Below are 15,814 nucleotides of genomic sequence, written 5' to 3' on the forward strand. Positions count from 1 at the left end.
GTCCGCCGCGTTGCTTTTCTTGCCAATAGCCATGCTATTGGCTGCAAAAAGACGCCTTGCGGCCTTTCCCGATCCGCACTACCACCGACTCGCGAAAGTTATGCAGGACATCCCTGGGAGTTTGCGCGGCAGAAGGCATCGAAGCGAAACGCGCGATAACCGTGGATCGCGTGGCGCTACCAACTAGCCCAGGGGGGCCCTGGGCGCAGGAGGTAGTACCGCGCGAGACCAGTTTATCGCGCGTTGCAACCGATGTTCCTTCTTCCGCGCAGAGTCTTGGCTGCATGGTACGTCAGCCAGCGCATGTTGGGCGCCGCGCTCACAGCACGACCGCCGTCGCCTCTATCTCCACCAGCATCCCGTCCAGCGCCAGCCGGGGCACGGGGATGAGCGTGCACGCGGGCGTGGGCCCGCCTGGCCACATGCGCGCGGCAGCGGCCGTCCACAGGGCCACCCGCGCCTCGGTGTGGTCCACCACCAGCAGGGTCAGTCGCGCCACGTCGCTCGTGCGCGCGCCTGCGGCTTGCAATGCAATGCGCATGTTGTCCAGCGCCTGGTCCAGCTGCTGCGCAAAGCCGGGCGGCAATTCGCCGGCCGCGTTTTCACCCCCCTGGCCGGACGCATACACCACGCGCCCCTGCGCGGGCGCGACCACCACGTGGGTGTAGCCATTGGGCGCCGGGTCGTACAGGCCTTGTGGATTGATGTGGGTGAGGGTGGTGGTGGAGGGCGATGCGGGCAGGTGCGAGACGATGGCGGGCATGTGGGGCCTTGATGAAGAGGTGGTTTTGAGAAAGAAAAGAACGCCGGTGAAAACTGGCGATGCGCAGTATGAAACCTCAAGTAAAGTTAAGGTCAACCACTTTTTTTTGAGGATCAGATCCCATGCAGCGCAGCAGAACTTCCACGGCCAACGACGAGATGGCGGACTGGAGCCCGATGGCCGAGCTCTCGGTGGGCGAGGTCGCGCAGCGCAGCGGCATAGCCGTATCGGCGCTGCACTTCTACGAATCGCGCGGCCTGCTCAGCAGCGTGCGCAACGCGGGCAATCAGCGCCGCTACCCGAGATCGGTGCTGCGCCGCGTGGCCGTCATCAAGGTGGCGCAGCGCATGGGCGTGCCCCTCGCCGCCATCGCAGAGGCGCTGCAGGCCCTGCCCGCAGGCCGCACTCCCACCGTGGCCGACTGGCGCCGCCTCTCAGCTCGCTGGCGCGCGGACCTGGATGAGCGCATTCGCACGCTCACGGCCTTGCGCGACCAGCTGGACGGCTGCATCGGCTGCGGCTGCCTGTCGCTTAAGGTGTGCCCGCTGCGCAATGCACAGGACACGCTAGCCCAAGAAGGCCCGGGGCCGCACTTCGGGGAGTGAGCTGGATTGAAAGGACGCCTGTTCTGCCCGCGCGGTCGTGCCCTGTACCACCGCACCGGTCCCGCCTCATCACGCTACTGGGTGTTGATGGCTGGAGCTTCGCGTGTCCCATCTTCAGGGCCCGGGGGGCGGCATCGCGTCATTCAAGGGCGCGGCCAGCGTGTAGCCGCCCGTGCAGCATCACCCACAGTTCGGTGTCTTCATATGAAGCGGTGGTATCGCCAGCGGTTGCGCAGCAGGCTCGACGCGAAGCGCTTCTGCGCGTTGGGCCTGCTCCGCTTCGTGCTGTGCATGTAGGCGGATCTCGACGGCCGAACAGAAGCGTAGCAGCCGTGATATGTGGTCGGCCGCGCAGGCGGGAAGCGCGACGCGGCTATCGCTTTGGCGTTGGGCGTACGTGAACTCCACGGCGGGAGGGCCGGCACGGGCTTCGTCGACGTCGAGCTGGTACGAGCTGTGTGCGTTGAATTCGACGTCCCCTGGTGCGTCGCTGCCGTTTTGCCATCCGAATTTCAAAGCTCGGCCCCATGGCACTCCGTTGTGCATGCAGGGTTGGCGAGCCCCTACCCAAATTTCACCTTCCCAAAAGCCGCTTTTGTCGCTGCTCCACCAGTCGTTGTACTGGTCGGTGAACACCGGGAGCGTGGTGAGCGATTCGACTCGCGCGGCGGTGAGTTCAGCCACCAGGCGCTGGTGCAGTGGGTACCGTGCGCGATGCTGGCCAACGGCCTTGCGAACATAGTCGAGCACGCCGCGCCAGGCGCGCTGGCATGCCGCCCATGCCAAGGGGGCGGCATCGGCGGCTAGCGCTTTCCATTCGCCCGGCTTGCCATCGGTGTAGTCACGGTAGATCAGTGTGAGTTGGGGCGTGGTGGGGACGGTGCGGCGCAGCACCAGCGCGGCAAGCCGATCCTTGAGCCCCGTGCGCACTGGCACCTGTTCGACGGAGAGATAAAAGTCCCACGTCCTCCACACCGTGATGAAGACGTTGTCGTCACGCTGGTCTTTCTCTTCGTCCACATGTCGCCGGCACAGTGCAAAGTCGGTTTGCTGGAACCACCCGCTGGACGTGTACTGTTTATGAGAAATCACAGGCGTGCGCAACAGCGCCAGGATGTTGTCGATGCTGATGGCGTCGTCGGCGCACAGGTCTTCAGCAATGAGAATGGACGAACGTATCTCGTCGGTGCTGCGCGTGGCGTTGTTGCCGGCGCGCACGGCAGACATCACAGCGTCGCGGTCGAGCAGGGCGCGGATGTCGTCCGCGCCGGTTTCGGCGTGGTTCAGAAAGTCGGCCGCAAACACGGCAAAAACCGCCTCGCTGGAGAACTCTGTCAGGTGCGGAATGCCGCGCACTTCGTCCAGCAAAAACGTCACTTGTTCAGGACCGTTGATGTGCACGTGGTAGTTGTCCGTGAACACGGCGACGCGAGCGGTCATACCTGCCTGCACTTGCAAGTCACCATGGTTGCAATGGCCCCACAGCAGGTCCTGCACCATGAGGCTGCCGCGCACTGCGATGAGTGGCCCGCCCACCACTGCGTTCTGCATGCGTGCTTCGCCCGTAACGACAAGGTGCGTGGTGCCGTCGGTGTCGCTGCTGGTCAGTGCGCCGCCGATGTCAAGGTTGCCTTCGATGAGGATGAGAAACGGTGTGCTGAGACCGTTGTCCGCCATCGCGCCGTCGGCATGGGCTTGCAGCCAGCGCTGCATTGCACTGCCTGCTGCAAGAGGCGCGTCCAGGTGCAGCGCTGGCAGATGCACGTCGCCGGTGACGTGCAGCACCGCTTCGCCCCCGATTTCTGCGGGGTTGCTGGCCAGGGATTTTGCAATCCAGCAGCCCGCTGGAAGCATCGCGGCAACATCGGTCAGCGGACACAGTCTGGCAAGAGGCATGGTTCAGCAGGCAATGGATGACCGCGGGCATCGTACACGCCGCAAGCGCACGGTTCCCCTTTGGATGGACAATGATGTGTTGTCTTATCAATTACCCGCCATGTCCCAGAATCCCCCTGTTTTCGAAGTCCTGCCGCGCGACCTCTCGGCCTATCGCCAAGGCAACGTCGGCATCGACTACGTGCATCGTTTTGAATCCGGCAAGGCGGGGCCGCATGTGCTCATCAATGCGCTGACCCATGGCAACGAGATCTGCGGCATGGTGGCGGCCACGCACCTGCTGGACACGGGTGTGCGTCCGCGCTTGGGTACGTTGACGATCAGCTTTGCCAACGTTGCCGCGTACGAGTCGTTTGACCCCACCCGCCCGTACGAAAGCCGCCAGCTGGTGCACAACCTCAACCGCGTGTGGTCTGCGGGCGAACTGGAAGGCACGACCGCCAGCCCCGAGCTGGACCGCGCGCGGGTGCTGCGCCCCGTGGTCGCTGCGGCCGACCACATCCTCGACATCCACTCCACCAGCCAGGACGTGCAGCCCTTCTGGGTCTACCCCGCTTACCCGCGCAATGCCGAGGTGGCGATGGCCCTGGGCCGCCCGCCGGTGCATCTGGTAATGCCCAGCGGCCTGGGCTCTGGCACACCGCTGATCCAGCACGGCCGCCATGGCCAGGCGGACGGCCCGGGTGTGGGGCTGGTGGTGGAGTGTGGCCAGCACTTCCGACAGTCGGCAGCGGATGTCGCCACGGCGGTGGCGCTGGATTTTCTGGCGCATTTCGGGCTCATCGACCCCGTACCCGGCCGGCTCGCGCCCGGCCCGCAGCAACGGTATGAGCTGCTGGAGACCTGCATGGTGCGTACGCCAGACTTCCGCTTTACGCGGGCGCTGCAAGGCTTTGAAGTGTTTGCGCAGGGCGAACTCATCGCCACCGACGGGCCGCATGAGATCCGCGCGCTGTGTGACGACTGTACCGTCCTCATGCCTACGCGCGAGCCCATCGTGGGCCGCGAGGCGGTGTACCTGACGCGTCCCCTCTAATTCGGGGCAGGCCGGTCAGAATGATGAGCCGGGCTGCTGCAGAAAGGCGATTTCTTCGGGTGTTGAGGTGCGGCCCAGCACGGCGTTGCGGTGTGGGTAGCGGCCAAACCGCGCAATGATGTCGCGGTGCTGCACCTCGAAGTTCAGGTTGTTCTCCAGCCCTGGCTGGTCAAACAGCACCATGGCCTGTTCATGGATGGCCAGCGACTCGCTGTGCATGTAGGGCATGTAGGCAAACGCGCGCCGCTTCGGCGGCAGGGCGCGGTCGTGCTGGCCGGCCACCAGTTCCTGCGCCAGCGCAAGGGCCGTCGCGTCCTGCGCAAACGCGAGCGGCGAGCCGCGGTGCAGGTTGCGCGAGAACTGGTCCAGCACGATGATCTCGGCCAGACGCCCATCGGGCGAGGCGCGCCACGCCGATAGCTCGCACTGCCGCCCGGCCTCCCAGGTCGCGGCAAACCGTTCGCGGATGCGGGCGTCCACCGCGTCGTCCTGCACAAAGTGCTGCTGCGGGCTGAGTTCATCGAACCAGAAATGAAGGACGTCTTCGTGTGCGAACTGCATGGGGATTATTTTTAATGAAATTGGGCTCTAGCGCTTGATGATAAAGCGCTAAAAGCTATCAAAATCGTAGTGATCCTGAGCGGCACATTCTTCGCAGTTCAGTAGTTCATTCGTTCAGCTGTGGAGCTGGATCTTTCCCTCACGCACGTACTGGTTGAACTGGTCCTTGGGCAGGGCAGCAGAGCCGACCGCATCGTTGTCGGCTGTCCAGCTGAGGGTGGTGCTGTCCTTGGCCGGGGTCACTTCCACCGGACCTTTGGGAATGGTGAGGGGCGCGCCGTCACCGGGCGTGTACGTCACATGGCCCTTGATGGTGGCTTGCTGGGGGGCGGGTGAAGACATGGTGGGCTCCTTTGCGGGTTGCATTCGAAGCGTCTATTACAGGCCGCAAAACCGCAGCCGCGTGTCAGACCGCGCCGCGCGCCCACGCACGGCGGGGGCGATTCTTGCGGTGCTACAGAGCAGGAGGCAGGGGCATCACGGCGGCACCACCGCCTGCGTGCGCTCCTGCCGAACCAGGTAGAGCCCGCTGCCAATGATGATGGCGCCGCCCACCAGCGTGGACACGCCGGGCACGGCTTGCCACAGCACCCAGTCCAGCCCCATGCCCCAGGCGAGCGCCGTGTATTCAAACGGCGCCACCACCGCCGCCTGCCCGTGCCGGAACGCCTCGGTAATCGCCAGTTGGCCCGCAAAACCCGTCACCGCCAGCCCTGCCACCAGCGGCCAGTGGGCCTGCTGCACGCCCACCCAGTTCGGCAGGGCCAGCACGCCAGCCCCCAGCGCAAGGAACGTGGTGGTCCAGAACACCAGGCTGGCGCTGGAGTCCGTGCGCGTCAGCACCCGGCCCGTGATGGCCGACACGGCGTAGCCCACCGCAGCGCCCAGCACGGCCAGCGCACCCACGGTAAAAAACGCGTCCTGGCTGGGCCGCAGCGCCACCACCACGCCCACCAGCCCCAGCGCAATGGCCACCCAGTGCACGCCGCGCACTTTTTCGCCCAGCACCACGGTCGACAGTGCCGTGATGATGAGCGGTGCGATGAAAAACAGCGTGTAAGCCTCGGCCAGCCCCAGTTCCTTGAGCGCATAGGCGAACATCGCCAGCATCGACACGTTGAGCACACCCCGAAGCAGATGCAAGGGCCAGCGCACCTTGAGCAACCCACGCACCTCGCCGCGCCACAGCACATACAGCACCACCAGCGGCAGCGCCGCCCACCCGCGCAGCGCCGCCACCTGCATGGCCGGATAGCTGGCCGCCAGGGTCTTGAGCAACGCATCCATCACCGAGAAAAACCCCACCGCCGCCACCATCGCCCCAATGCCGCGCAGATTGCCGGAGGACGACAGAGAGGAGGGAGTGGGGGCGGTGGTGGATGCGGGTGGGGTCATGGGATAGGAGAAGTTCGGGGACTGAGCGTCGCATGCCGGCGCGGCACGGCTTGAAAGTGTAGGCGAGGGGCCTGCACTGTGCAGGCGAGCGCAGTCGGTGCGACGTCGACTCATGCGCCGGTATGTCCCGCACCCTCGCTATACTCCGCGGGCTCCGCAGCAGGGCGACCGCCCGGGTGGCCGGGGTGTGTTGTTGTTACTGCCCAATCACTGGAGCTTCGTCGTGCTGGATCCCGCTTTGTATGCTCGCCAACTGACATGGGCCGATGCCCAGCGCTTTGCCGGCCAACAGGTGCTGGCTGTTGCACCTGTTCCGGCCGGCGCGGTTGATGTGAAGCTGGATGTCAGTACCGTTGTAGAGTCGTCCGCAACTCCAGGCACCCACCAGTTTTCCATCCGCTTTGAAGGCCCGGCAGAAACATTTCTTGCCCAGGGCACCTACCAACTGCGGCACCCCGAGTTGGGGGACTTTGCCGTGTTCATGACCCCTATCGCCCGCCTGCCTTCGGGGTTTGCTTACGAAGCGTGCTTCTCGCATGTGGTGTGAGCGCGACTTGGGGCCCCTTCCGGCGGAGGTGCGGCTGAGACCTGCAACCGAAGGCGATATGCCATTTCTGCGCGCGTTGTATCGCACCGTGCGCGACCCCGAGTTGGCCACCACGGGCTGGGACGAGGCGCAGAAGCAGGCGTTCTCCGATTCGCAGTTTGCTTTGCAGGACCGGCACTACCGTGCTTACTACCCTGGCGCGCTGTTCCTGGTGGTGGAACACGACGGCGAGCCCGTGGGCCGTCTGTACCTGGGAACCGCGCCAGGTCCTTTGCGGCTGATGGACATTGCGCTGCTGCCGACATGGCGCGGGCGTGGCTGGGGCGCAGCACTTGTGCGGGCGGTGCTGGGCCGTGCCGACCGTGACCGTCGCGAAACGCTCTTGTTTGTAGAGGCCAACAACCCTGCCTACAGCCTGTATGTGCGCGAAGGCTTCGTGGATGAGGCGGTTGAGGGCGTATACGTGCGCATGCGGCGTCCGGCCCGCGAACCAGAAGGCAAAAACGCGGCGCCCTAAGCGGGCTGGTGGCGGTTGAAGACCGCCTCGACCTCACGGCCCGCCGCATCGTTGGGGCTCACAAAGATTGCGTGGCCGCCCAGGGCAGGGTGAAAAACTTCCCAGGTGTCCTGCTTCAGTGGCTGATGCTCCGTGGCCTGAAACACCAGGCGGAAGCTGGCCTCGCCATCGTTTGCGCCGGGCAAGGGGGCGGCCAGCTGCAAGATGGCTGTGGCGTGGACGCCGCCGGCCCCGCGGAACGCAAACGTCTCGCCTTTCAACGGCGCAAAGTGGCTGCGCAGCAGGGTATCTGGCGCATGCGCTTTTTGCTGATGCCAGGGGGAAGCCCCGGCACGGGCGAGGCCCGCTGAGGTTGCGGCGGGCGCCAGACTGGCGGCTTTGAGGAGAGTGCGTCGTTGTGGATTCATGGTGCAGAAGCTAACTGCGGCGGAGCAGTACTCCGACGCGGCGGCGATCTTGCCTCAGTTTTTGCTGCGGCGCCATATTTGTCTTGCACGTGCTCGCGGTGCCCTCTATATTCGGCGGCGCGCGCTGTGCTGAGATGAGCTGCGCGCCAGTCCGCTGTGGCGGACATGCTTCTGGCAAGTTCCTCCCCTTTCAACGTCATCGGCCCCTCGGGCCTGCTGCGCTTCATGGCTCAACCTTACGTTGGCGAAATTCGCATGTTCGCCGGAAACTTTGCTCCCGCAGGCTGGGCCCTGTGCGCTGGGCAAATCTTCCCGATCTCCGGATATGAAACCCTGTTCAACTTGATCGACACCACGTACGGCGGCGATGGACAGTCCACGTTTGCCTTGCCGGACCTGCGCGGGCGCATTCCGATTCACCAGGGCAACGGATTCATCTTGGCGGAAACGGGCGGTGCGGAGGAAATCACGCTGACGGTGAATCAGATTCCCAACCACAACCATGTGCTCAGGGCATCGGCCGGAACAGGCTATGTGGCGTCGCCGGTCGGGGCGCTCCCCGCCCGCCATCGTGACTACAAGACGTTTCTGAATGCCGGCCCTGCCGCGCAAAACATGCACGTGGGAACGCTGCCTCCCGTGGGCGGCAGCCAGCCGCACGAGAACAGGCCGCCATTCCTGTGTGTGAATTTCATCATCTCGCTTTTCGGCATTTTCCCGTCTCCCACCTGACGCCATGGCTGAACCTTTTCTCGCTGAGATCCGCATCGTCTCGTTTGTCTTTGCGCCCAAAGGCTGGGCCTTGTGCAATGGACAGCTTCTTCCTATCAACCAGAACCAGGTACTGTTTTCGTTGCTGGGTACCACGTTTGGCGGAGACGGGCGCGTCAACTTTGCGCTACCTGACTTCCGTGGGCGCATCCCTATTCATGTCGGCAGTAGCCATACGCTCGGAGAACGCGGTGGCGAGCAGGCCCACACGCTGTCGATCAATGAACTGCCAGCGCATACCCACGTGCCGCTGGCAACCTCCGCCACGGGGCGGGCAACGGGCCCTGCGGGCAATATTTTTGCGGCCTCGCGCGGCAGTTACGCAGCGTCGGCCACGGCGTCTGCCCACGCGCAGGCCATCACATCCGTGGGCGGTACCCAGGCGCATCTGAACATGTCCCCGTTCCTGACCTTGAACTTTGTGATCGCGCTGCAAGGCATTTTCCCTTCGCCAACCTGATCGATCTGACAAGAGAACATCTTCCATGGCCGACCCTTTTGTTGCGGAAATCCGTATCGTCCCGTTCAACTTCGCCCCCAAAGGGTGGGCCTGGTGCGACGGGCAGCTTTTACCCCTGTCCCAGAACACGGCCTTGTTCTCGTTGCTGGGTACCACTTATGGCGGCAACGGGTCGAGCAACTTTGCCTTGCCCGACCTGCAGGGCCGCGCGCCCCTGATGCCGGGCCAGGGGCCTGGCCTGTCGGAATATGAACTTGGTCAAACGGGTGGCGCTGAAACGGTCAGCCTGCTGGCTTCGGAAATACCTGTGCATACCCACATGCTGCGTGGTGGCGACGCGGCTGGCGCAGCGGTGGCTGACCCCGCAGGTGCAAACCTCGGAGCTTCGCCCGCGCGTGCCTTTGCCAACGCCACGCCAACCGAAGCCATGTCGGTCGAGGCGGTAAGCGTGACGGGCAACAGCCAGCCGCACAACAACATGCCCCCCTACCTGACGGCGTATTTCATCATCGCTCTGCAGGGCGTGTTCCCTCCTCGGAGCTGACTTGCGGCCGGCCGTGTCTCCACTCTCGATCCCCGCCCGCTTCTTCCCATTAGTCCCGTAGTGACCTCTACCATGCGTTGTACCGTTCTGGCCCTGGCGCTCATTGCTGGCGCCACGCCCACCTGGTCGCAGACCAAGCCTGTTGTGCAACGCGAGTTCGCAGGGCGCGAAAATCGTTTTGTAGCCATGCCTGCCAGCGATACCGCGCGGTTCCGTGCCGTGGCTGGGGGACGCCAGATTGCTTTTGATCCCACGGGTGTCGTGCTGCAGTCTCGGCGAGCACAGGATGCAGCGTCTCGGGCCAAAGCTATGGGCATAAAGGCTGCTGGCGACGGTGGCCTACGCTATACCTTCGAAGGCACAGAGGGCGCTTTACCGCAAGGCATCCAGGCGTCGCCTACGGTCTACCACTGGCTGGTAGGAGACCGGTCGCAGTGGCAGACGGGCCTCAAAAGCTATGGCTCTGTCGCCTACCGTAGCGTGTGGCCCGGCGTGGACGCTGTTTTTGCTGGAGACGCGGGTGGATTCAAATACCAGTTTGAGCTGGCGCCTGGCGCAGACCCGCAGCGTGTGGTGTGGCGCGTGGACGGGGCAGATGGGGTGAGCCTTCGGCCCGATGGGGCTTTGCAGTGGCAAGTGGGCGACGATGTGCTGGTGGACGCGGCACCGGTCGTTTTCCAGCAGGACGGAGGCCGCCGCGTTCCTGTGGCGTCCAGATACCGCGTGGAACAGGTGGGTGCGCGAAGCTGGCGCATCGGTTTTGTGGTGGCGACCCATGATGCGGCCAAGCCTTTGGTGATTGACCCTGCATGGACGGGATATTCCGGCCTGGTGGGCGGCAACGCCGATGACCAGGTGTTTTCCGTCGTCCGCGACGATGATGGAAACACTTTTGCTTGCGGCGCGACGCAGTCCATGAACCTCCCGTCTACGGGTGGGGCGGGTGTGCGGGGAGGCGATGACGCTTTCGTCGTGAAGTTCAGCCCCAAGGGCGTGGCCGAGTTCGTGACCTACGTGGGTGGCAGCGCCAACGACGCCTGTCACGGCCTGGCACTGGACGGAAGCGGGCGCATCTACCTCGCGGGCGCTACCCATTCCACGGATTTTCCGAAGGCCGGCACGGATAGCAACAACCGCCTACGCCGCACCAAGACACAGGATGACCGCGACGCGTTTGTGGTGCGGCTCAATAGCGATGGTGCGACCGTCTCCTATTCGGGCTTCATCGGCGGCGCACAAGACGACCAGGCCAACGCCATTGCAGTCGATGGACTGGGCCGCGCCTATGTCACCGGCTTTTCGGTCTGTACGACCACGGCAGCTGCCGGTTGCACCACTGCTGCCCCGGCGTTCCCCGCCATCGGGGGGCCCAGCCTGAGCCATGGCGGCGACCAGCTCGGCACCGGCGGCATGGATGCATTTGTGGCGCGGGTGGCTGCTGACGGAAGCGGTCTCGAATACGCAGGTTTCATTGGCGGCAATGGGGGTGATGAAATAGGCAATGCGCTGGCCCTGCTGCCGGACGGACGGCTGGCCGTGGCCGGTGCAAGCGATTCCACGGCGGGACTGCCCACTCTGACGGGAGCGCGCACCACATTCGCCAATCGTGCGCTCGACGCCGTGGACGCTTTCGTGGCGTATGTCGCGCCCGATGGAGCGAGCGCGCAAATGCTGATACTCACCGGCTCGCTGCCTCAAAATGGCGAGGTCGGGATGGATCGGGCGCTTGCGATTGTGGCTGCAGCCGACGGTAGCCTCGTGGTCGGTGGTGAGACCAACGCGCCCAACTTCCCGGCAGATGACAGCAATGCCCGGTTCCTCACCGGCGGTGCGCAGAACACTGCAAACGGAAACATGGACGGCTTTGTTGTCCGTTTGCACCCCTCCGCGCCTTTTGCCTCTTACCTCGGCGGTTCGGGGTACGACCATGTATCCGCCTTGGCAGACGATGGAGGCGCGCTCTACCTCACGGGAGTGACCAGCGCAGGCACCGGTTTTCCTGTGGCGGCGCAAAGCGGAATAACCACCGCGCGGCCGGGCCAGCAGGATGGCTTCCTCAGCAAGATCGCTTATTCCGCGCCCGCAGTGCTCGTTTATTCGGGCTTTCTCGGAACGAGCGGCGCAGATGCCATGCACGCGCTCTCTGCCACGGTGGTCGATACCGACACGATTCTTTCGGTCGGCGGGGTGACCACATCGGGTGCTGCCGGCCTAACGAACCCAACCACAGGCGCATCGGCAAGCGTGGCTGCCGCGAATGGGTTGGTGCTGCGCATCGATCCCTTTGGCCCACCCCACCGCATTGATGTGACGGCAGGTGCGCCGCAATCGACGCCCATCGGCCAGGCGTTTGCAACGCCTTTGCAGGTGCAGGTGTTTGATGTGGATTCCCGTGCGCTGTCGAATGTGGTGGTGAATTTCACCGCCCCAGGCTCGGGCGCCTCGGCCGCGCTGGATTCTGGCGGAACCGCCACCACCGACGCGAGCGGCATTGCCACTCTGAACGCGACCGCCAACATGCTGGCGGGCACCTACAACGTTACCGCCACCGCCGGCGCGGTGCAGGCCACGCTGCCTCTGACCAATGCCAAGGGCCCCCAGGCGCCACTGACCGCATCTGCCAGCCCAGCGGGGGTTGTCTATAACGGCACGTCCACCTTGTCCGTGTCTGGCGGTACCGGCACCGGAGCGGTGAGTTATGCCGTTACCGCTGGCGCGTCCAACTGCGCGCTCACGGGCACCACGGTCACGGGCACTGGCATCGGCAACTGCACGGTGACCGCGACCAAGGCATCTGACGACAACTACCTGCAGGCCACGGCAACGGTCGAGCTGACGGTGAGCAAGGCCAACCAAGCTTCGCTCACCGCATCTGCCTCGCCGGCCAGCATTGCGTTGCACGGCACATCCACGCTGGGTGCCACCGGCGGATCGGGCTCGGGGGCCATCAGCTTTGCCGTTACGGCGGGGGCGAACGTCTGTTCCATCACCGGCAATGTGCTCACCGGGATGGATGTGGGTTCTTGCACGGTGACCGCCACGCGCGCTGCCGACGCTTTCTACAACGAGATCTCGGGCCAGGTGGTGGTGACAGTTACGCGGGCGTTGCAGCCCGGCTGGACGGTCAGCGCCACGCCGTCGACCACCATCTCTGTCAACGGGACCACAACACTGGTGACCTCCGGTGGGGCTGGCACGGGCGCCATCGGCCTGGCGGTCACGGCGGGCGCGGCGTCATGCACGCTGGTCGGCAATGTGGTCACAGGGGTGACGCCGGGCACCTGCACGGTGACGGCCTCCAACGCTGGCGACGCGCAGTACGAGCCGGCTTCTGCCACGGTGGACATCCAGGTGGACCAGGCCGCGCAGGCCCCGTTGGTGGCCACGGCCACTCCGTCGTCGATTCCCTACCTGGGCAGCGCCACGCTGGCTGCCACCGGAGGATCGGGAACCGGTGCGGTGAGCTTTGCGGTCACTGCGGGCGCCGGCCAGTGCCAGGTCTCCGGCAATGTCCTGACCGGCATTGGAATCGGCAGCTGCACCGTGACGGCGACCAAGGCCGCAGATACCAACTACGGCGCCGCGACGGCGACTGTGGCCGTGACTGTGACGCGCGCGGCGCAGCCAGCTCTGGTGGCGTTTGCTTCTCCGTCGTCGCTGGCGCTCAACGGCACGGCCACGCTCTCCACCACAGGAGGCGCGGGCACAGGCGCGGTGACGTACGCGGTCACGGCAGGCGCAGCGGCGTGCTCCATTACAGGCACCACGTTGACTGCCACGGCAGTGGGCGTGTGTGAAGTCACGGCCACCAAGGCTGCAGACGCGACCTATGAAGCAGCCTCGGGCTCCTTCACGGTATCGGTGGGCAAGGCCTCGCAGACCATCAACTTCGCCGCCCTGCCGGGCAAGGTGTTGGGCAATCCGGACTTCACGGTATCGGCCACGGCCACCTCCGGGCTGCCCGTCAACTTCCGCACGGACACGCCGCTGGTGTGCGCGGTGGAAGGCTCCAGGGTCCGTCTGGTGGGCATGGGTAGCTGCCGCGTGATTGCCTCGCAGGCGGGAGACGCCAGCTACGGACCTGCTGCCGAAGTAATCCAGTCCTTTGCGGTCGCGCCGCCGATCACTGCCGGTGCGGGCGTGACGGGAACAACCCCGGCCGGGCCTGCGGCAGCTGATATTTCCACGCCTGCCTGGGTGTTTGCCGAGCCGGGCACTGGCAAATACCAAAACGCCGGTTTCATGCCCTTGACCGGCCATCCCAAGTCGCCTTCAGTGCCACCACCGGCTGGCGTGTCCTTCCCTATGGGCCTGTTTGATCTGGTGGTGGTGAGCGGCGTGCCCGGCTCGTCCTTCACCGTGAAGCTCACGTACCCCTCGCCGTTGCCTCCTGGCACCCAGTACTGGAAGTTTGGACCCACGCCCACCAATTCCACGCCCCACTGGTATGCCTACCCGGGCGCTGTGATCTCGGGCAACACCATTACCCTGACGGTGGTGGACGGACAGCTGGGAGATGACGACCTGCAGGCCAATGCGCTCATCCTCGACCCCGGCGGCCCCGCACTGCTGGCAGCGGGAGCAGGTGGCGCAGCAACCGCGATTCCCACTCTGTCAGAGTGGGGCCGCATCGTGCTGGTGCTGTTGATGGCGGCCCTCGCCTGGCGCATGCTGCGCCAACGGCTTCCCCGGTGATCTGCGGCTAGCGGCGGGGGCGTCCCGGCAGTTCCGCCGGGCGCGCGCCTGGCGGTCAGTCGGATACGTCGGGCGGTTTGGGGGCGGGGGAAGGGGTGCGCTTTACCACGAGGTCCTGCACCAACGGGATCAACCACACTACCAGCAACGCCAGCAAGGTCGTCAGTAGGGCGGTGGCCTCTTGCCCCAGCCCCGCAGCCACGCCGATGGCGGCGGTCAGCCAGATGCCGGCGGCGGTGGTCAAGCCCTTGACCTGGCTTTCGGCGTCGCCTTTGAGGATGGTGCCCGCGCCCAAAAAGCCCACGCCAGCGATCACGCCCTGCAGCACGCGGCTGTTGTCGGCGGGCGAAATCCCGGCCTGCTGGGCCACCAGGACGAACAGGGCGGCGCCCATGGCCACCAGCATGTGGGTACGCACGCCCGCAGCCTTGCCCGCGTGTTCGCGCTCCCAGCCCAGCAGGCCGCCCAGCAGGGCGGCCATGCCCAGGCGCACCACGATGCGTGTGGCCTGTGCGGCATCGGGTACGTCGGAAAACTCCGCTGCCACGGTCGTGGCGATCTGCTGCCACCAATCGCTCATTGCAGGCCTCCGTGTGAATTGACGCAAGGCAAGGTCGGCGGGGCGGCGGCAGGAGAGGTGTACATGGACATGGGCATGCGTGGAATCGTGGCGCCTTACTTTCTCGCCGCACGGTGCCCTTGTCCAGCGGCTGGCCACGCCGTCGGCGGTAGGACGGCGCCGACGCAGCTGCGCACCGCTTTTTCAGATGGATACGGAAATATTCAGGTCAAATTGGCCTTTGGCGCTTGCTGGTAAAGCGCTGTTAGCTATCAATTTGATACTTTATGTACGTGTGATTGCCCGTGGGGAAGTCCCCGGGGCGCGCGGATGGGCGCTGTGCACTGGATGAACTCTGCAACGCGGCGTAGAGTCTCAATCAATGCATTGGTCTAGGGGGCGCTGGCCCCCAAGGAGTTGGAATGGACCCGCAACGCATCGTGCTCATTCAAGGGCACCCCGACGCCACCGCGCCGCATCTGTGCCACGCGCTGGCCCAGGCCTACGCCGATGGCGCCACGGCCGCGGGGCACGCGGTGCGGGTGATCGACATCGCCACCATCGACTTTCCGTGGCTCCGCAGCCAGCATGAATGGGAGCTGGGCGTGCTGCCCACGTCCCTGAAACCTGCGCAGGCCGACATCGGCTGGGCGCAGCACATCGTGTTGTTCTTCCCGCTGTGGCTGGGCGACATGCCGGCGGTTCTCAAGGCTTTTCTGGAGCAGGTGGCGCGGCCCGGGTTTGCCTTCGCGGCCGAAGGCAGCAACCCGTTCGGTCGCAAGGGGCTGACGGGGCGCAGCGCGCGCGTGGTGGTCACCCTGGGCATGCCGGCGCTGGTGTACCGCTGGTACTTTCGCGCGCACAGCGTGAAGTCGCTGGAGCGCAACGTCCTCGGTTTTGTGGGCATTGCGCCCGTGCACGAAACGCTGGTGGGCAGCGTGGACCAACTGGGCGATGAGGGTGTTGCGAAATGGAAGCGCCGCATGCAGGCACTGGGGGCGAAAGCGGCATAGCGATGGCGCGTGTGACAAGCGCGCCCGCAGCACCGTCCTCCGGCG

Annotated in this window: 16 protein-coding genes; 9 read left to right on the forward strand and 7 right to left on the reverse strand. The window is 65.2% G+C overall.

Annotated features, from left to right (window positions below):
- Positions 1 to 319 precede the first annotated feature (319 nt).
- On the reverse strand, positions 320 to 763 hold the full coding sequence (locus ACK4HJ_RS11655; protein WP_409831421.1) for a RidA family protein: 444 nt from the start codon (positions 761 to 763) through the stop codon (positions 320 to 322).
- A 176-nt stretch (positions 764 to 939) separates the two neighbouring features.
- Between ACK4HJ_RS11655 and soxR the strand changes: the two genes are divergently transcribed.
- On the forward strand, positions 940 to 1,368 hold the full coding sequence (gene soxR, locus ACK4HJ_RS11660) for a redox-sensitive transcriptional activator SoxR (protein ID WP_409831535.1): 429 nt from the start codon (positions 940 to 942) through the stop codon (positions 1,366 to 1,368).
- Between the two features lie 180 nt (positions 1,369 to 1,548).
- Here the strand turns inward: soxR and ACK4HJ_RS11665 are convergent, their stop codons facing one another.
- Positions 1,549 to 3,264, reverse strand: coding sequence for a hypothetical protein (locus ACK4HJ_RS11665; protein WP_409831423.1), 1,716 nt, complete (start codon positions 3,262 to 3,264; stop codon positions 1,549 to 1,551).
- A gap of 100 nt (positions 3,265 to 3,364) precedes the next feature.
- Here ACK4HJ_RS11665 and ACK4HJ_RS11670 point away from each other — a divergent pair, with 100 nt between their 5' ends.
- Complete coding sequence (locus tag ACK4HJ_RS11670) at positions 3,365 to 4,300, forward strand: succinylglutamate desuccinylase/aspartoacylase family protein (protein ID WP_409831425.1); 936 nt, start codon at positions 3,365 to 3,367, stop codon at positions 4,298 to 4,300.
- A gap of 15 nt (positions 4,301 to 4,315) precedes the next feature.
- Here the strand turns inward: ACK4HJ_RS11670 and ACK4HJ_RS11675 are convergent, their stop codons facing one another.
- From ACK4HJ_RS11675 to ACK4HJ_RS11685, 3 genes are all read right to left on the reverse strand, one after another.
- Positions 4,316 to 4,861 carry a DUF924 family protein gene (locus ACK4HJ_RS11675; protein ID WP_409831428.1) on the reverse strand — a complete coding sequence of 182 codons (546 nt, stop codon included), beginning with the start codon at positions 4,859 to 4,861 and terminating at the stop codon, positions 4,316 to 4,318.
- Positions 4,862 to 4,975: 114 nt separating this feature from the next.
- Positions 4,976 to 5,203, reverse strand: a complete 228-nt coding sequence (locus ACK4HJ_RS11680) for a hypothetical protein (protein ID WP_409831431.1) — start codon at positions 5,201 to 5,203, stop codon at positions 4,976 to 4,978.
- Between the two features lie 135 nt (positions 5,204 to 5,338).
- Positions 5,339 to 6,256, reverse strand: a complete 918-nt coding sequence (locus ACK4HJ_RS11685) for a DMT family transporter (protein ID WP_409831434.1) — start codon at positions 6,254 to 6,256, stop codon at positions 5,339 to 5,341.
- 223 nt (positions 6,257 to 6,479) lie between these two features.
- Between ACK4HJ_RS11685 and ACK4HJ_RS11690 the strand changes: the two genes are divergently transcribed.
- Both ACK4HJ_RS11690 and ACK4HJ_RS11695 read left to right on the forward strand, forming a co-directional pair.
- Positions 6,480 to 6,803: a DUF6916 family protein gene (locus ACK4HJ_RS11690; protein WP_409831437.1), complete on the forward strand. Its 324-nt coding sequence runs from the start codon at positions 6,480 to 6,482 to the stop codon at positions 6,801 to 6,803.
- 58 nt (positions 6,804 to 6,861) lie between these two features.
- The gene (locus tag ACK4HJ_RS11695; RefSeq protein ID WP_409831439.1) at positions 6,862 to 7,320 is read left to right on the forward strand and encodes a GNAT family N-acetyltransferase; all 459 of its coding nucleotides are present in this window, start codon (positions 6,862 to 6,864) and stop codon (positions 7,318 to 7,320) included.
- Here the strand turns inward: ACK4HJ_RS11695 and ACK4HJ_RS11700 are convergent.
- Entirely contained in the window at positions 7,317 to 7,727 is a 411-nt protein-coding gene (locus ACK4HJ_RS11700; RefSeq protein WP_409831441.1) for a DUF6916 family protein, read from the reverse strand. The two genes, ACK4HJ_RS11695 and ACK4HJ_RS11700, sit on opposite strands and share 4 nt — an antisense overlap.
- 255 nt (positions 7,728 to 7,982) lie before the next feature.
- Here ACK4HJ_RS11700 and ACK4HJ_RS11705 point away from each other — a divergent pair, with 255 nt between their 5' ends.
- The 4 genes from ACK4HJ_RS11705 to ACK4HJ_RS11720 all read left to right on the forward strand — a co-directional run bounded on the left by ACK4HJ_RS11705 (position 7,983) and on the right by ACK4HJ_RS11720 (position 14,197).
- Entirely contained in the window at positions 7,983 to 8,459 is a 477-nt protein-coding gene (locus ACK4HJ_RS11705; protein ID WP_409831537.1) for a phage tail protein, read from the forward strand.
- Positions 8,460 to 8,463: 4 nt separating this feature from the next.
- The gene (locus ACK4HJ_RS11710) at positions 8,464 to 8,958 is read left to right on the forward strand and encodes a phage tail protein (RefSeq protein ID WP_409831444.1); all 495 of its coding nucleotides are present in this window, start codon (positions 8,464 to 8,466) and stop codon (positions 8,956 to 8,958) included.
- Positions 8,959 to 8,983: 25 nt separating this feature from the next.
- The gene (locus tag ACK4HJ_RS11715; RefSeq protein ID WP_409831446.1) at positions 8,984 to 9,502 is read left to right on the forward strand and encodes a phage tail protein; all 519 of its coding nucleotides are present in this window, start codon (positions 8,984 to 8,986) and stop codon (positions 9,500 to 9,502) included.
- Positions 9,503 to 9,574: 72 nt separating this feature from the next.
- Positions 9,575 to 14,197, forward strand: a complete 4,623-nt coding sequence (locus ACK4HJ_RS11720) for an IPTL-CTERM sorting domain-containing protein (protein WP_409831449.1) — start codon at positions 9,575 to 9,577, stop codon at positions 14,195 to 14,197.
- Between the two features lie 55 nt (positions 14,198 to 14,252).
- On the opposite strand, the gene ACK4HJ_RS11725 is transcribed toward ACK4HJ_RS11720, so the two are convergent.
- Positions 14,253 to 14,777 carry an MgtC/SapB family protein gene (locus ACK4HJ_RS11725; protein ID WP_409831452.1) on the reverse strand — a complete coding sequence of 175 codons (525 nt, stop codon included), beginning with the start codon at positions 14,775 to 14,777 and terminating at the stop codon, positions 14,253 to 14,255.
- Positions 14,778 to 15,178: 401 nt separating this feature from the next.
- Here ACK4HJ_RS11725 and ACK4HJ_RS11730 point away from each other — a divergent pair, with 401 nt between their 5' ends.
- Positions 15,179 to 15,769: an NAD(P)H-dependent oxidoreductase gene (locus ACK4HJ_RS11730; protein ID WP_409831455.1), complete on the forward strand. Its 591-nt coding sequence runs from the start codon at positions 15,179 to 15,181 to the stop codon at positions 15,767 to 15,769.
- Positions 15,770 to 15,814 lie beyond the last annotated feature (45 nt).

This window comes from Acidovorax sp. (genome assembly GCF_046294525.1).
Taxonomy (GTDB): domain Bacteria; phylum Pseudomonadota; class Gammaproteobacteria; order Burkholderiales; family Burkholderiaceae_C; genus Acidovorax.

Bases quoted from the DNA above. Each gene is read 5' to 3' on its own strand.
- ACK4HJ_RS11665 (WP_409831423.1), bottom strand. From the start codon at position 3,264: ATGCCTCTTGCCAGACTGTGTCCGCTGACCGATGTTGCCGCGATGCTT.
- ACK4HJ_RS11725 (WP_409831452.1), bottom strand. From the start codon at position 14,777: ATGAGCGATTGGTGGCAGCAGATCGCCACGACCGTGGCAGCGGAGTTT.
- ACK4HJ_RS11685 (WP_409831434.1), bottom strand. From the start codon at position 6,256: ATGACCCCACCCGCATCCACCACCGCCCCCACTCCCTCCTCTCTGTCG.
- ACK4HJ_RS11715 (WP_409831446.1), top strand. From the start codon at position 8,984: ATGGCCGACCCTTTTGTTGCGGAAATCCGTATCGTCCCGTTCAACTTC.
- ACK4HJ_RS11675 (WP_409831428.1), bottom strand. From the start codon at position 4,861: ATGCAGTTCGCACACGAAGACGTCCTTCATTTCTGGTTCGATGAACTC.
- ACK4HJ_RS11705 (WP_409831537.1), top strand. From the start codon at position 7,983: ATGTTCGCCGGAAACTTTGCTCCCGCAGGCTGGGCCCTGTGCGCTGGG.
- ACK4HJ_RS11680 (WP_409831431.1), bottom strand. From the start codon at position 5,203: ATGTCTTCACCCGCCCCCCAGCAAGCCACCATCAAGGGCCATGTGACG.
- ACK4HJ_RS11730 (WP_409831455.1), top strand. From the start codon at position 15,179: ATGGACCCGCAACGCATCGTGCTCATTCAAGGGCACCCCGACGCCACC.
- ACK4HJ_RS11720 (WP_409831449.1), top strand. From the start codon at position 9,575: ATGCGTTGTACCGTTCTGGCCCTGGCGCTCATTGCTGGCGCCACGCCC.
- ACK4HJ_RS11710 (WP_409831444.1), top strand. From the start codon at position 8,464: ATGGCTGAACCTTTTCTCGCTGAGATCCGCATCGTCTCGTTTGTCTTT.
- soxR (WP_409831535.1), top strand. From the start codon at position 940: ATGGCCGAGCTCTCGGTGGGCGAGGTCGCGCAGCGCAGCGGCATAGCC.
- ACK4HJ_RS11700 (WP_409831441.1), bottom strand. From the start codon at position 7,727: ATGAATCCACAACGACGCACTCTCCTCAAAGCCGCCAGTCTGGCGCCC.
- ACK4HJ_RS11695 (WP_409831439.1), top strand. From the start codon at position 6,862: ATGCCATTTCTGCGCGCGTTGTATCGCACCGTGCGCGACCCCGAGTTG.
- ACK4HJ_RS11670 (WP_409831425.1), top strand. From the start codon at position 3,365: ATGTCCCAGAATCCCCCTGTTTTCGAAGTCCTGCCGCGCGACCTCTCG.
- ACK4HJ_RS11655 (WP_409831421.1), bottom strand. From the start codon at position 763: ATGCCCGCCATCGTCTCGCACCTGCCCGCATCGCCCTCCACCACCACC.